The sequence below is a fragment of the Paraburkholderia sp. GW821-FHT02A12 genome (genome assembly GCF_059422005.1).
This window is the reverse complement of the sequence record NZ_JBWKWA010000002.1, coordinates 1,835,695-1,851,150: the sequence shown is the minus strand read 5'-3', so window position 1 is coordinate 1,851,150 and position 15,456 is coordinate 1,835,695. Positions and strand designations below refer to the sequence as shown.

Annotated in this window: 13 protein-coding genes; 2 read left to right on the top strand and 11 right to left on the bottom strand. The window is 60.3% G+C overall.

The features are described 5' to 3' along the window. Window positions 1-34: 34 nt before the first annotated feature. On the bottom strand, window positions 35-1,831 hold the full coding sequence (locus AC07WT_RS29730; RefSeq protein WP_494949717.1) for an ABC transporter ATP-binding protein: 1,797 nt from the start codon (window positions 1,829-1,831) through the stop codon (window positions 35-37). A gap of 386 nt (window positions 1,832-2,217) precedes the next feature. Between AC07WT_RS29730 and AC07WT_RS29725 the strand changes: the two genes are divergently transcribed. Beyond that, window positions 2,218-3,171, top strand: coding sequence for an aldo/keto reductase (locus tag AC07WT_RS29725; RefSeq protein WP_494949716.1), 954 nt, complete (start codon window positions 2,218-2,220; stop codon window positions 3,169-3,171). Between the two features lie 57 nt (window positions 3,172-3,228). Further along, window positions 3,229-4,596: an LLM class flavin-dependent oxidoreductase gene (locus AC07WT_RS29720; protein ID WP_494949715.1), complete on the top strand. Its 1,368-nt coding sequence runs from the start codon at window positions 3,229-3,231 to the stop codon at window positions 4,594-4,596. 72 nt (window positions 4,597-4,668) lie between these two features. Here the strand turns inward: AC07WT_RS29720 and AC07WT_RS29715 are convergent, their stop codons facing one another. From AC07WT_RS29715 to AC07WT_RS29670, 10 genes are all read right to left on the bottom strand, one after another. Continuing rightward, window positions 4,669-5,760, bottom strand: a complete 1,092-nt coding sequence (locus AC07WT_RS29715; protein ID WP_494949714.1) for an LLM class flavin-dependent oxidoreductase — start codon at window positions 5,758-5,760, stop codon at window positions 4,669-4,671. A 38-nt stretch (window positions 5,761-5,798) separates the two neighbouring features. Further along, complete coding sequence (locus AC07WT_RS29710; protein WP_494949713.1) at window positions 5,799-6,848, bottom strand: LLM class flavin-dependent oxidoreductase; 1,050 nt, start codon at window positions 6,846-6,848, stop codon at window positions 5,799-5,801. Beyond that, the gene (locus AC07WT_RS29705; protein ID WP_494949712.1) at window positions 6,829-7,662 is read right to left on the bottom strand and encodes an ABC transporter ATP-binding protein; all 834 of its coding nucleotides are present in this window, start codon (window positions 7,660-7,662) and stop codon (window positions 6,829-6,831) included. The genes AC07WT_RS29710 and AC07WT_RS29705 overlap by 20 nt, the downstream gene beginning before the upstream one ends. Before the next feature lie 14 nt (window positions 7,663-7,676). After that, window positions 7,677-8,450, bottom strand: coding sequence for an ABC transporter permease (locus AC07WT_RS29700; protein WP_494949711.1), 774 nt, complete (start codon window positions 8,448-8,450; stop codon window positions 7,677-7,679). Beyond that, on the bottom strand, window positions 8,447-9,337 hold the full coding sequence (locus AC07WT_RS29695; protein WP_494949710.1) for an ABC transporter permease: 891 nt from the start codon (window positions 9,335-9,337) through the stop codon (window positions 8,447-8,449). The genes AC07WT_RS29700 and AC07WT_RS29695 overlap by 4 nt, the downstream gene beginning before the upstream one ends. Before the next feature lie 22 nt (window positions 9,338-9,359). Beyond that, a complete protein-coding gene (locus AC07WT_RS29690) occupies window positions 9,360-10,139 on the bottom strand; it encodes an ABC transporter permease (protein ID WP_494949709.1) in 780 nt (259 codons plus the stop codon). A 10-nt stretch (window positions 10,140-10,149) separates the two neighbouring features. Beyond that, a complete protein-coding gene (locus tag AC07WT_RS29685) occupies window positions 10,150-11,007 on the bottom strand; it encodes an ABC transporter permease (protein WP_494949708.1) in 858 nt (285 codons plus the stop codon). Further along, window positions 11,004-12,086 carry an ABC transporter substrate-binding protein gene (locus AC07WT_RS29680; protein ID WP_494949707.1) on the bottom strand — a complete coding sequence of 361 codons (1,083 nt, stop codon included), beginning with the start codon at window positions 12,084-12,086 and terminating at the stop codon, window positions 11,004-11,006. Before AC07WT_RS29680 ends, AC07WT_RS29685 begins: the two co-directional genes overlap by 4 nt. 30 nt (window positions 12,087-12,116) lie before the next feature. Further along, entirely contained in the window at window positions 12,117-13,757 is a 1,641-nt protein-coding gene (locus AC07WT_RS29675; RefSeq protein ID WP_494949706.1) for a putative porin, read from the bottom strand. Window positions 13,758-13,827: 70 nt separating this feature from the next. Beyond that, window positions 13,828-15,360, bottom strand: a complete 1,533-nt coding sequence (locus AC07WT_RS29670; protein WP_494949705.1) for an amidohydrolase family protein — start codon at window positions 15,358-15,360, stop codon at window positions 13,828-13,830. Between the last annotated feature and the right edge of the window lie 96 nt (window positions 15,361-15,456).

The window sequence follows — 15,456 nt, the reverse complement described above, 5'->3', positions numbered from 1 at the left end:
ACAGACCTATCGGCAAACTGTGAGTGTCCCGTGCTCATGCACGCACCCCCGTCGTATTGTCCTTGCTATAAGCGGCCTCTTGCTGGCGGCCGTGCTGAAGCGTCCATAGGCGCGCGTAGTGCCCACCCGCCTGGAGCAGGCTCGCGTGCGTGCCACGCTCGACGATACGTCCCGCATCGAGAACCATGATTTCATCCGCATGCGTGAGGGCCGCAAGCCGGTTCGCGATCACGATTGTGGCAATCTTCCGACCGGCCTCACGTATAGACGAAATGAGTTCGCGCTCAGTCAGAGCATCGACAGCCGAGGTCGCATCATCCAGCACGAGAATCGACGGTGCGCCAAGCAACGCGCGCGCAATCGATATGCGCTGACGCTGTCCACCTGATAGCGCGACGCCACGCTCTCCGACGGGCGACGCATAGCCCTGCGCCATGCTTTCGATCTGCGGATGGATCTGTGCACGTTGTGCCGCGCTCATGATGCGCCCCATGTCGGCACTCGGATCCGCGTAAGCGATGTTGGCCTGCGCGGTCGCATCAAAAAGAAAGGTTTCCTGTTGCACGAGCGCAGCGCCACGCCTAAGCGAGGGAGTCGAGAGCTGGCGGATGTCGACGCCATCGACGCTGATACGGCCTGATGTCGCGTCGTAGAAGCGTGGGATCAGGTGCGCAAGCGTCGATTTTCCGCTGCCAGGCGCACCGACAATGCCGAGCATTTTTCCCGGCGACACCTCAAAGCTGATGTCGCGCAGCACTTCGCGCCCACCGAAGCTGAAACCGACTGACTCGAAGCGCAGCGTGGCGGGTCCAGGAGCGAGGTCAAATGCCGGATCCGCCTTCTGTGGTGACTCGGGCGCCTCGAGGATCTGAAACAGGCGAATTCCGGATGAACTCGCGCGCGCGCTCGAATTGACGATCATCCCGACCTGGCGCAGCGGCTGTTGCAGAATTGCGATGAAGGTGAGGAACTCAGTCAGCGTACCGACCGACAGGGTGCCCGCGTGCACGCGAAGGCCGCCGCTCCAGAGCGTCAGTCCCATTGAGATGTAATACGCGAAGTTCATCGTCGCCATCGAACTCATGCGAATCGTAATGCGCCGGTTCGACAGGCGTAATGCGAGATCGGAGATGCGGTCGAATTTCGCGAGCTCGAATACCTGTGACGCGCAGGCCCGGACTACCCGAACGCCTTGCAGGTTCTCTTCCATGGCGAGCGTGAGATCCGACATGAGTTTCTGCAACTGCTGCCAGCTCAGGCGCATCAGCACCCCCATGCGGGCCGCGCGCCATATCACGATGGGCACAAACGCCAGCGCCAGACAGGCGAGCTGCGCATCGTCGCTAAATAGCCGCCACGAGCCGACCCCGACCAGCATCAGCAGTGTTATCACGCGTAATGCACCGGATTCAAGGAATGCGCGGATGCCCTCAATGTCGAGCATTCCGCGCGCAATCATGTCGCCCGAATGATGCTCGTCATGAAACGTGAATGGCAACCGCTGCAGTTTGCTGAAGAACTGCAACCGCATGTCATAGCCGACGCGTTGCGCGAGGTTCTCACCCAGATAGCCTTGCAGCCCGGTCAATGCTCCACGAGCCGCACAGGCAGCGATGACCAGCAACCCGTTAAGCACAAGCGCATGACGGGCCGCCAGGACGGATGCATTGTGATCAGTCAGCAAGTGGTGCGCATGGTCGACCACCTGCCCGAGTAGCCGGGGTGTTATGAGGTTCGCGCCCGCCGCGCCAAGCGATGCGAGTACCGCACCGATGCAGCGTGCTGGATACCGCGCGGCGAGCCTTACCAGACGCCGAAGCACGCGAGGCATGCTCCTCATGTCGACGCGAGGCAGCGGAGAATCGTCAAGAGGAATTGATGAAGCGGGAAGCTGCGGAGTGCTCATGTCTATGTGCGCGGACCAGGTGGGGCGTGACGGAAACCGGGCGCAAAATGCAAGCTCCGTGCCATTAGCCCGTCACGCGCTGAAGCCATTGCTACTCAGTTCGTCGCACATTGTGTGACTTCGCTCTGGCTGCAGCCCTGCCTCGTTTGCAGCAACGGGCTCTGTGTTCTGCTCCGTTTCCACCACTCAAGAAGCTGCATTCCCCATTTGAATGCCCGCGTTGATTGATTCGCGACATTGGCGCGATTCCTGCCTTGTGACACACCGGCCCTGGTTCGACAGGTACCTCATTCAAAAACATGGGAAGCTCCGTGACTCAACGTACACTCGGCCGTTCGGGCCTCAAGGTTTCGCTGGTTGGACTCGGTTGCAACAATTTCGGCGGTCGCCTCGACCTGGATGCATCACGAGCCGTGATCGAGCAGGCGCTTGAGTCCGGCATCACTCTGTTCGACACGGCCGACGTCTATGGCAAAGGTGGCGGCTCTGAGACGATTCTTGGCGAAGTGCTCGGCGCACGCCGCAAGCAGATCGTCCTCGCTACCAAGTTCGGCACTCCGCTCGACGAAAGTGGTAAGCGCCAGGGCGCGTCGCGCCGCTACATTGTGGAAGCCGTCGAGGCGAGCTTGCTGCGCCTCAAGACGGACTGGATTGACCTGTACCAGCTGCACCGCCGCGATCCCGACACGCCGATCGACGAGACGTTGCGTGCACTCGACGATCTCGTACGTAGCGGCAAGGTTCGTTATATCGGCGCGTCCAATCTGTCGGCATGGCAGGTCGTGGAAGCGCAGTGGTTCGCGCGCGAGTTCGGCACTGAGCGGTTCGTCTCGAGTCAGGACGAATACAGCCTGCTGCGCCGCGACGCTGAGCGCGAACTGATCCCTGCGCTTAGCGCGTACCAGATCGGCCTGCTGCCATATTTCCCGCTCGCCAACGGTCTGTTATCAGGAAAGTATCGCCAGGGCGAAGCGCCGCCAGCCGACTCACGACTCGCCAACACTCCGCGTCTCGCCGACCGCTACCTCACCTCCGCCGACCTCTCGCGCACACAAGCGCTTACCCACTTCGCCCGTGAGCGTGGCCATACGCTGCTTGAACTGGCGTTCGGTTGGCTCGCCGCGCAATCGGTGGTGAGTAGCATCATCGCCGGCGCAAGCACCCCCGCCCAAATCGCGAACAACGTCGCGGCCGGCAATTCGGGCTGGAAACTAAGTGCAGTAGAGCTCGAGGAAATCGAACGGCTCCTAGGTGAGCCTGCATGACTCGTACAGCTCTTCCTTGATCACTTCCTCCAGATTCATCCACATCCAAGAGACACCATGAGTACACGACAACTGAAACTCGGCGCGTTCATCCAGGCCACCGGTCACCATATCGCCGCATGGCGCCATCCTGACTCCCAGGCCGACGCGGGTACCAACATCGACCACTACCAGGAAGTCGCACGCATTGCCGAGCGCGGGAAATTCGACATGGTTTTCCTCGCCGATAGCGTAGGCGTGCATGAGCAGGGCGACGCCGATAGCCCCGCGCGCGGCCGTTATGGACGTCTCGCCTCTTTCGAGCCGGTCACGCTGTTCGCTTCACTGTCGGCTGTCACCTCGCATATCGGCTTCGTGGCAACCGCGTCGACCACTTACGAAGATCCGTATCTGCTCGCTCGCAAGTTCGCATCGCTCGACCACATTTCGAAGGGGCGCGCGGGATGGAATGTGGTGACCACGGGCAGCGAATCGGTGGCAGGCAATTTCGGCCGCGATGAACACCTTGCGCATCCCCTGCGCTATGAGCGCGCGCAGGAATTCCTGGATGTTGCCAAGGGACTGTGGGACAGCTGGGAAGACGACGCATTTGTGCGCGACAAGGCGAGCGGCATCTACTTTGAGCCAGCGAAGCTGCACACGCTCAATCACAAAGGCAAGCATTTTTCCGTCAAGGGGCCGCTCAACGTGTCGCGGCCGCCACAAGGCTATCCTGTCATCGTGCAAGCGGGCGCGTCCGACGACGGCCGAGAGCTTGCCGCCCGCACCGCCGAGGTCATCTTCACCGCGTGGCAGACGCTCGAAGAAGCGCAGAACTTCTATCGCGACGTGAAGGGCCGGCTTGCACGTTATGGGCGACACCCCGACGAACTCAAGATCATGCCTGGGATCTCGCCGGTCGTGGGCCGTACGCAAGCCGAAGCAGAAGACCGGTACGCGCAATTGCAAGGGCTGATTCACTCTTCAGTGGGTCTGCAGATCCTGGCGCCCTATTTCCCCGACGTCGATCTGAAACAGTACGACCTCGATGGCCCGCCACCCAGGTTCAAGCAAACCACCAATGGCAACAAAAGCCGGCTGTCACTTGTGACGGAACTCGCCGAGCGCGAAAAACTGACCCTGCGGCAGCTCTACGAGCGACTGGCCGGAGCCCGTGGCCATCGTGTGGTGGTCGGCTCACCGACGGTCATCGCCGATGCCATCGAGGAATGGTTCCTGAACGATGCTGCGGATGGTTTCAACGTGATGCCGCCCGTGATGCCGGCCTCGCTCACGGACTTCGTCGATCTGGTGGTGCCCGAGCTTCAGCGACGTGGCCTTTTCCGGAAAGACTACGAAGGCGCAACGCTGCGCGAGAATCTCGGACTCGCACGCCCGGTCAGCCGATACAGCGCCGGGAATCCGGCGCGAGCATTCGCGTCCTGAGCCAGAAGCAACGAAGCCCGCTTGAGAACGTGCTTGAGCGGGCTTCCCTACAACGGTGCGATGGGGGCCCGTCTAGTGCCTGTGCACCAGCGGAACAACCTCTTCACCGACACGCAACATTTCCTCGAGGTTTGGATAGCCAGAGAAAAAGAAGGAGCTGATGCCCAGCGCGACGTATTCGCCAATGCGTTGCGCAACCTGCGCATAGGATCCGACGATCGCCGTGCCCGCGCCACCCCGTACCAGTCCGACTCCTGACCAGAGATTCGGATGCACCTCCAGTTCGCGCACCGAGTCGACCATACGACCGCCATGCAATCCGCGCATGCGAGCCTGTCCGACTGACTCCGACGCCGCCATTTGCACCTGCGCAAGCTCCACCAGTCCGGGTGGGACTTCGCGCAAAAGCCGTTCTGCTTCCTCCCACGCACGCGCTTCCGTTTCGCGGGCGATTACATGAATGCGCAACCCGTAGCGCAGGGTGCGCCCGGACTCGGCAGCCAGCGCGTCAGTGTGCGCAAGGCGCTCGCGGACCATCGCCGGCGTCTCACCCCAGAGCAGAAAGACGTCCGCGTGAGCTGCGCCAACCCGTTGCGCCGCATCGGAGGCACCCCCGAAATAGACAGGCGGACGTGTATGCAACGGCGCAGGCAGGCCGCCACCGTCGACATAGAAATACTTGCCCTCATGAAAGAGGCCCGGACCGCGCCAGGCCGCGGCAAGCACCTCCAGATATTCAGCGGCGCGCTCATATCGCGCATCGTGATCGAGAAAATCGCCATAGGCGCGCTGCTCGACACGGCTGCCACCAGCCACCGGCTGCAACATCAACCGGTCACCGCTCAGGCGCTGCAACGTGGCGACTTTCTGGGCGAGGAAGGTCGGCTGCTCGAGTCCGGCCTTGAACGACACGAGATACTTCAGGCGCCTTGTTTCGCGCGCCAGCGCGGCGGCAGTCAGCCAGCCGTCCTCTGCCATCGAGCCAGCCGGCAGCATGACAGCCTGGAAGCCCGCATGTTCCGCGCTACGCGCGACGCTGGTCAGATAGTCAATGTCCAGCGAGCGAGCACCTCGTGCAACATGCCGTACGGTGCGCACGCCACCGTTCACGAGATGTCGCCCATCACCGTTGGTCGGCAAGAACCAGTTGAAATCAATGCTCATGGAAGAATCATGACGGAATCTGATCTGATATTTCTGGCTCACGCCAGGGCCTGGTCCACGCGCTTGCCGCTGGCGGGCTGCCGTCGGACCAGGGGCGCGATTTCCTCGGAAAAGCGCAGTGCCTCCTCGACATCCGGGGAACCTGAGAGAACAAAACTTTCGACTCCAAGCTCATGGAGCGCGTCGATCTGTTCCGCAATCTCCGCGACTGATCCCGCCAGCGTTGCTCCGCCGCGCCCACGGCAAGCGTGAGCTGCTTGCCATTGCGCCTCCCTCGCCGTTTCACGCGCGATAAGATGGACCCGGCAACCCAGGCGCAATGTACGTTCTTGCGATGCAGCTGCCTCCTGGACCCGCGCAATGCGTGCGCGAAGCCGGTCCCGGGGTTCGTGCCCGAGCAGATAGATGTCGGCACGACGAGCGGCGAGTCGCTCTGCCGGTTCAGACGTACCAATGAACCAGAGAGCAGGCACCACTTTCAGCGGTTTGGCAAGCCCCGCGCCTTCGAGCTGGTAAAACTCGCCATCATGACGAAAGCCGCCACCCGGCGTGCCAAACCAGGCCGCCCGTCCTCGCCACATCGCTTCCAGCACGGTCAGGAACTCATCGGCCCGGGCGAGCCGCACATTGTGTTCGAGCTGTCCGCTGTCAGGAGACGCCGATGACCGCGCCGCCCCTGTCTCTATCAGCAGATCGACGCGGTTCTGTGTGAGCGACTGCAGAGTTTGCGTGGCCTGCGCGACGAGCGCGGGTTGTGTATTACCTGGCTGCAGCGTCACGATCAATCGTAATGTCCGTGTATCGCGCGCGAGCGCCGCGGCCAGTAGCCATGCATCGTCATGCCTGTTCCCGCCCGGCAACAGTACCCCATGAAATCCTGCGTATTCGATGACGCGCACCAGCGTAACGATGCGCTCAATGTCGTCGTCGACCGGACATCGTCGTGCCTGCCCGATGCCATCCGTTGCCCTCGTTATGTCGTCCCGACGCGGGGGCAAGCACCAGGTAAACTCCACACTCATTTGGCCTCCACGTGTCTCGTTGACCATGCTGGTGATGCGCAATGCATCATAGGGCCGCCAGCGCATGCACGGGTTCCTTCGGGCCCGACCCACTAGCCAGCCCTTTGCGCCGCCCAGCCTGATCCAGCGCGGCGAACTCACCGAGGATTTCATCCTTGATCGCAACAAACGCGGGATCGCCACGGTCGCGGGTACGAGGCAGTGGCACGTCGATGATGCGGCGAATACGTCCAGGACGTGGTTCCATGACCACTACCCTGTCGCCCAGAAAAGCCGCTTCCTCCACGTCGTGCGTAACCAGAATCATCGTGATGCCCTCTTCGCTCCAGATGCGCTGCAACTCCTCCTGCAAATAGCTGCGCGTGAGCGCGTCGAGGGCGCCGAACGGCTCATCGAGCAGCAGAATGTCCGGCCGGCCAACCAATGCACGCGCGATCGCCGCGCGTTGCGCCATCCCGCCGGACAACTGATACGGATAGGCCTTCTCGAAACCGTTCAGGCCAACCAGTTCCAGATGTTCGCGAATCCGCTCGCGTTTCGTGGCAGCGTCTACTTCGATATTGATGAGGCCCAACGCGACATTCCGTTCGACCGACAGCCACGGAAAAAGACGATGTTCCTGAAAAACGATGCCGCGCTTGCGGCTCGTGCCGGCGATGCGTTGCCCGTCGAGCTGGAGCGTACCCTGATATTCGCTGTCGAGTCCGACGATGAGTCGAAGAAGCGTTGACTTGCCGCAGCCACTCGCTCCCACGATGCTGATGAATTCGCCAGGCGCAATCGACAGCGAAATGTTATCCAGCACGGGCATCTCCTTTCCGTGCACCATGTATTGCTTGCCGAGATTGCGTATCTCGAGCGTTCCGACATGTGCCTTCATCAAGCCTCCGGTGTTTAACCTGCTCCGATATGAGCCGGGCGCCATCGCATCAGACGTTTTTCGACGAACGTCGCGAGCGTGGTCATCACAAAGCCGACCACACCAGCGAGTACGACGCCCAGAATCACGCGATCCATCCAGAAATTCTCGCGGCCCTCGGTCAGCAGGTTGCCGATTCCGTTGCCGGAGGTCATCAGGTATTCGGCGCCCAGGGTGCCCAGCCACGCGTAGATAAGCGCGAGATGCACGCCGGTAAAGATCGACGGCAACGCCGCAGGCAACAGGATCTGAACAAGCCGCTGGCGAAAACTGAAGCCATACAGGCTGCCTACTTCGAGATAATCGAGCGGTACGTTGCGAATTCCCTCCATCGTATTCAGCACAACGGGAAAGAAAGCCGACAACGAAAGAAAGGCCACCTTCGCGGCGTCGCCAAGCCCGAACCATAGTGAAATCAGCGGTATCCATGCGAAGATAGATACTTGCTTGACGGTGTGGAAAGTCGGGCCAACCAGAGACTCGGCCACACGTGAAGCGCCCAGTACGATGCCAACGATCAGTCCCACAGCCGTGCCCAACGCAAATCCAGCGGCGTCCCGCGCAAGGCTCGCGCCCAGATCTATCCACAATTGGCCGTCGCTCATCATGTGCCATGCCGTCTGGAGCACCTGCTGCGGCGGCACGAACAGTTTCTCGTCGACCCATCTGAAGTGCCAGGACGCCGACCACAGTCCGAGCAGCACGAGAGGCAGCACCGCGCCGCGCAGGGTCTTTCGCGTGACACTCATCGCGTTTGCCTCGCACCCGATTGCCTCTCACCCGATTCCCTCTCACCCCCGTGTCGCCAGTGCCGAAGCGCACGCACTTCGATCAATGCAAGGATCTTGTCAAGCAGGAAACCGAACAGGCCGACTACCACGACCGCGGCCATGACCACGTCCATCTGATAAAGCTGGCGTCCGTAGACGATAAGAAAACCCAGACCCTCGGAGGAAGCCAGCAGCTCAACCGCAACAAGCCCCAGCCACGCATGCGTGAGTCCGTAGCGCACGCCACCCCAGACCGATGGAAAGGCTGCCGGTAAGATGACCTGCGAAAACTGCTGCCAGGGATTCATGCGATAAACGCGTGCGACCTCAAGCAGCTTTCTTGACACATTTTCGATGCCTTTGCACGTGTTGACCGTCACAGGGACGAAGCAGGCCTTGGCAATCAGTACGATCTTGAGCGTCTCGCCAATACCCAGCACCATCATCAGCAACGGAATCCAGCCTAGCGAAGGGATCTGCGCGAATGCCCTGAAGGTCGGATTGAGATAATCACGCAATACGGGAGAAAGCCCCATCACTGCGCCCAGCGAAAGTCCGGCACCGATTCCGACGAGGCTACCGGACGCGATGCGCACGAGACTGATGGAAAGATTACTCGCAAGATCACCCGAATGAAGCAGGTCGAGCAAGGTCGCGAGCACAACATCCGGACCGGGCAGAATCTGCGCGGCAATCCAGTCGTGGTCCGCACTCGCTGTCCACAACGCGAACAGTGCAAGCGGGACCGGCCATGCGAGCAGCAAGCGCACTAGGGCATCGCTCACGAACGTACGCTGCCGCGGGGGCAACGTCGCGACAGCGGTGGACGCCGCCGCTTCACTTTCTGCAATAGGCAAGCTTGACATCTAAGTCTCCAGAAGGGGTGACTCAACGCGCGTCGGCGCGCCAGTGGATTACCCGGCTTTCCACGAGTGCGGCAAGCCGATTGCCGACGGCGCCAATCAGGCCGATTACGAGCATGCCGAAGATCATCAGCGCAATATCGACGGTCGACCTGCCTCGCATGACCGCATCGCCGACACCGATGCCGTTTCGGCCCAGCAGGAATTCACCACCCACTGTGGCCAGCCACGCGTAGATCAGCGCGAGATGCAGACCTGTTGCGATCTGCCGTGCCGCGGCGGGCAGAATCAGGCGGCTCGCGACCTGGCTGAACGAAAACTCATACACGCGCGCCAGCTCCAGCCAGTTATGCGGCACCTGCCTCACGCCTTCGAAAGCGCCGAGGGCGGCGGGATAGAACGCAGACAGGGCGATGAGAACAATCTTTGCGCCATCGCCTGTTCCCAGCCATGATGAAATCAAAGGCAGCCAGGCAAACAGCGAGATCTGCCTTAACACGTGAAAGGTCGGTCCGATGAACCGCCCGGTCCAGCGCGACGCGCCCATTACCACGCCGAGCACTACTCCCGCTGCGCCTCCCAGTACGAATCCAATGATGTCGCGATAAAGGCTCGCCAGCACGCCGGCGAAAAAATGGCCTGTGGCGATGAAATGCCACGCCGTGATGGGTATCGTCCAGGGCGGGACAATCAGGCGAGTGTCGAACCAGCCGCGCCAGCTCACGAACGACCAGAACGCCACCAGCGACAACGGAAACACGGCACCGCGCCAATCGCGTCGAAGGGGACCTGCCCATATGCTCATGTCGGCAACCTCAGAAGGCGGTCCGCGTACTACGCGCAAACTGCATTTCGATACGGCGCAGCGCCAGATCGAGCGCGGCACCGATGACGCCGATGACAATCATCGCGATGACGACCAGATCCAGTTGCATCAGTTGCCGGCCCCAGACCATCATGTAACCGAGTCCCTCGCTGGAAGCCAGCAGTTCTACAAAGACCAGCGATAGCCAGCCCTGCATGACGCCCTGACGAAGCCCGTTGAATATCGATGCGCGTGCGGCGGGTAATTCCAGCCGGAAAATCCTCTGGTGCGTGCGAAAGCCCAGCACCCGCCCGACTTCATGAAGCCCACTCGGGACATTGGCGATGCCGCGGAATGTGTTAATGGTGATTGGGGTCACGATTGCAATGGAGATGGCCGCGATCTTGAGCGGCTCGTCAATACCCAGGAAGATGATCAGAATCGGAATCCATCCAACCACCGGAAATTGCGACACCACTTCGAAGGTCGGCAGGAGGTACGCACTCACTCGTCTTGAAGTCCCCATCAGGACACCAAGGAGCAGGCCGCCACCACCGCCAATCAGTCCGCTCCATGCAAGACGCGACAGGCTGATTTCGATCGCTGCCGGTAAATCACCTGAAGTCCAGCTATCGATGAATGAATGCACGACCAGCATTGGCGGCGGCAAGATCTGACGCGGCAGCCAGGCACGGTCCACAGCATGCTGCCAGAGCGCCAGCAGCAGAACCGGAAGCATGCATCCCGTCAATGTATAGACCGACCGCCACGCAAGGCGTCGGGCCTCGATGTCTACAGACAGGCGGTGGCGTCGTGCCTGCAATCGCACGACTGCGGGTTGGCCGATCTCACGAGCAGCGTAGTTCATTGCGAGGCGACCTTATTGTTCTTGATGGGATTGCCGTTCGTGTCGTCCTGGTCCCAGAAGGTTTCGAGGTGCTGCTGTTTCAGTGCAGTTTCGAGATATTTCGGCTCAATCCAGCCGTTCAGGTCGACATCACCCCGCACCAGCCTGAATTTCCTGGCCTCGTCGATCGCACGTTGCAACGTCGAGCGATAGTACTCGTCGAGCAATGGAGAGTTGCGCTCCTTCAGCGTGTATCCTTTCCATTGCTGCACCCAGTCCGTGTACGAATAAGTGCCATCCTGAGCCCACAGCTGGAACTGCTTCGCGCGGTTTTGCTCGTCCGAGGACCAGTAAGCGACCTGCACAAGGCGATTCACGACGCGCTGGACGATATCCGGATACTTCTTTTCGAAATCTTCCGACACCCAGAATGTACCCACACTGCTCACCTTCGGGTCTCGCGGAATTTCGAACAACGTGCGCGAGATGCCACGCGCATTGACATCGAACGGCGAAATGATGGTGCCGTCGATCGAACGTGTGGCGAGTGAGGTTTTTGTCGTATCCGAATCCAGGCTGATCACGCGGAAATCCTTCTCCGTGAAGCCGTATTTCTCCAGCACCCGGTTGAGCGTGAGCTGCCCTGCCGTTCCCTTGAAGGTCGCAATTTTCTTGCCCTTCAGGTCGCCAATCGTCTGTGCGCTCGAATCGGACGGGACCACAAAGTACACATTGCCAAAACGGCCGAGCGCAAGAATGATGTGATGACGGATGCCCGTCGAGCGGCCAACAATCAAGGGAAGGTCGCCGTGATAGGCGAAATCGACCAGGCCGTTCGCCGCCGCTTCATTCGTCGCGGGGCCCGCACCCGGATAGAAGTTCCATTCGATCCTGATACCGTCCTTGCGGAATTCGTCCTCGAGCACGCCCTGGTAGGCAGCCGTCGCCAGAATATTGCCACTGCTGGACGGACGACCGCCCGACCCCGCTCCCGAGTAAGCGATGCGAATTACTGTCGGCTTGGCCACCGTCTGCGCGTTGGCCGAGAACCCCGTCGCGACCAGGACGACACTCATAAAAGTTGCAATCAGGCGTTTCATACTGGACTCCCGTCTTGTGTCGTACCGATTTCAAAAGCCATACTGGAACTGGGCAAGCAATGCATTCGAAGCCTTCGCACTGCGGCTCGAAGAGGTATGCTGCAGGTCGATCTGAAATTTGGTGGTCTGCGCGAAGAAGATGTTCAGACCAAGGGTATCGATGGTGGTGAGGTTGTTCGACAGGCTGGTGTTCGGGTTCCATTTGTCGAGACGGAAAAACGCCTGATACGACTTCGGCCACCAGTCGTCATACTTGGATTGCGTCTTGTAGCTGTTGATCCACTGCTGACCCCAGGTATAAAAAGCTGTCACGTACCACCCGTAACTGTTCACGGTGGTCGTGCCGTTTGCGCCTGGCGCGCCATCGCGCCCCCTCGCATACTCGGCCGTCATGCCAAACGGTGCGTGGTTATAGTAGATGTCGAAGCCGTACCGGTTACTCTCACCCTCGCCTGAAGACGTGGTGCCATTGACCAGGTTCTTGCGACCAAGGTAGACCGACGTACCGAACGTCAACTGACGCAGCCAGCTGGCGTAATCGACCGGCAGGGTGAACGCCAGCCGCCCGATAAGATCCTTGTGGTTGTTGTTGTCTGACTGGTTCGGGCCACTGCCATTGACAACGCCGAATGCGTACTGCACCAGCGCGGCACGGTAGTTCGCCGCGTAGTCGACTGAAATCCCGGCGTCGCCGCGCGCGATCAGGCCAATCTGCCGTGTGCCCACGCCCAGTCCACTCACGAACTGAGCAGAATTGATAACGGGACGCAGGCTTTCATCGGTCTGTGCTTCAAGACCGAACGGAATCAATTGCTGGCCAAAGGTCGCCGTGAGAATCGGCGTCTCAAGCCCAAACGTGGTCGGCAGGAAGCTGTACTGCAGATACACGTCCTGCGCGTTGAACTGGCTGCCACCCGGCGCCGATGACGAAATCGTGCTGCCGGAAGAGACGTTTGGCGCATATGCAAAACCCAGCTTGTAGGTCAGGTTGCGTCCTTCCGCGTAGTCGCGGTAGAGGCTGCCCGTGAGGTACAGCTGGGCTAGCGGAATATCAAAGCTGGAATTCCGGCTGGTCGACCCGCTTCCTGTGCCGCTCGTTGTGCCAGGTGTCTGCGAGGTGTATCGCGCCTGTACCGTCCCGCCGATGACCGTGTTGCGTGTCGTGCTCGCAAGTGTCGTTTGTTGCAGACGCTGCTGGTCATACTTGTAGTTCTCAAGTGAGGCACGCAGACCTTCGACGTCGTCCTTTGTCGCGTAGGGTGTGTTGCTGTCCGCAGACGTGCCGGGCGTATTTCCAGTATTTCCAGCATTTCCACCATTGGCGATCTGCGCATTGCCGCTGCCCTGATCGGTACCAGCGGGGGCCGACGCAACTTTTGGAGCACCATCGAGCGCCACGGGTCCGGACGCTGAAGCGCCCTGGGCGGCGGCACCGTGCAACGCCTGCGCGTCGACGTGTGCTTCTGCCTTTTTGTCCAGCCTCGCCTTCAGCTCCTTCACCATGACGCGAAGCTCCTGTACCTCTTTCTGCAGTTCGGCGTTACTTGGCCCATGAGTCGGACCCTGACCCGGCCCTTGCGCCTGTGCCATGCCCGCATAGCTGACCAGCCCCGCGACAACTGTCGTCCGCCACGCCGCCCGCTTTGTATCCCTCTTCTGCTGCGAAACCATTACCCCGACACTCCGCTTTCTCGATGGTGCGGGCCGTCAAAGCCCGCACCTTGTTGTGGGTGCTACGCCGTCAGGCCGCAGCGCGCTGCGCGTGTCTGGCGAGCTTGGCCTCGACCGCCGTACCCTTGAAGAAGTCCGGGTTGTTCGCGGTGTAGAACCGGTACGGGTTGTTGAACACCAGATCCTTGAAGTCGTCCCGGGTGATCACGCCCTCCTCGACCAGATCCCACGTCTGCGCGAGGGTTTCAGTCAGATCAGGCACGTCCCAGTGGCCCGAATCGGACGACCAGTAAGCGTTAAGCTTCACGCCAAGCGGATTCACTTTCGTATTGAACGCCGCGGCAACAGTACGGTCATCGGCTTCGTTACCGAGGTAGAAATGCGGGACGAAGCGGTCACGAATGTCCTCGATGCGCTCGATGCCCGCCAGCGCAAAATCATCAATCTCGTCAGGCTTTTGCGGCTGGGTGCGGCTCGCGCGCGTGATGCCGAGCGCGTGCTGCGCGATGTCGTCCTTCGTGTAGGTCTTGCCGTCAAAGAGCTCGCTACCGTAGTGCTGGTAGAGCGCATGAAGGACCTCTTCGTCGAGCAGGTCCGGGTCATAGTTATGTACGCTGTCACGATTACGCTTTTCAAAGCGATCGATCAGATGGCTATAGACGTTTGCGGCCCATGCCGAGCCACCTTCGAGCAGCCCCAGGCGCAGTTGTGGGAAGCGTCGGGTGACACCGCCGAAGAAAAGTGCCTTGGCCAGCGCCTCGTTCGCATCGGCGAAGTGGCCAATGTGGTTGTTCATGTAGTTGCTAATGGAGGCGCGACTGCTCCAGCCCTGGCTGCCAGAGTGTGTGGTCGGATTGACGCCGAGCTCGATGACCTTCGCCCAGAACGGGTCGTAATCGTATTCGCTGTCGATGCCGTAGAAGTCGAGCCAATGCGCGTGATGGCCGACTTCCGGGTGAAAGCGGAACGGATACTTGTCGGCTACCGCGCGCACGGGGCGACGGATCGCACCCGGAATCACAATCGTGTTAAAGCCCAGTTGCTTGACCGCGAATTCGGCTTCCTCGATGCCTTCCTCGGGGGTATGCAGTGGAATGGTCGCGACAGGAGACAGGCGATGACGATACGGACGATAGATATCAGCGTGATAGTGATTGATCGCGCGGGCAAGTGACCGACGCAAATCCTCCCGGCCCGAGTTGTGCGGAAACAGCGCTATGTTCGGATACAGCACCGCGTAGTCCGTGCCCTGCTCGGCAAGACGTTCGTCGAGCAGCTTTGGCAGCGAAACAGTGGCGAGGTCGTACGAATTGCGGGTCGGCAGGATCCAGAATGCCGGGCGGTGGAAGCGTCGATCCCGTCGCTCCTGCGGCGTCGAGTTGTACCACGCGTTGTTTGCGTAATTGAGCCCGCGAGCGAGGTGTGTCCGGAATTCGTCGACCACCTTCGACCCGCCATACTGGGCGATGTAATCCTCAAGCAACGGCCCAAACTCCACCGTATGCACATCGTTGTCAATGACTGGGAAATCGAGTTGCGCCTTGACAGCAGCCGAGCGCGAAGCTTTATCTCGTGCCTTCAGTTTTGCAATGATATCGCTCATTCTGGAATCCTTATTTATCAAGATGGTTTGAGGGCAAACGCAATTGGCTATAGAGCCAGTTTCGTGCCATGTATGCCTTTCCCCTGGTTTAAGGGA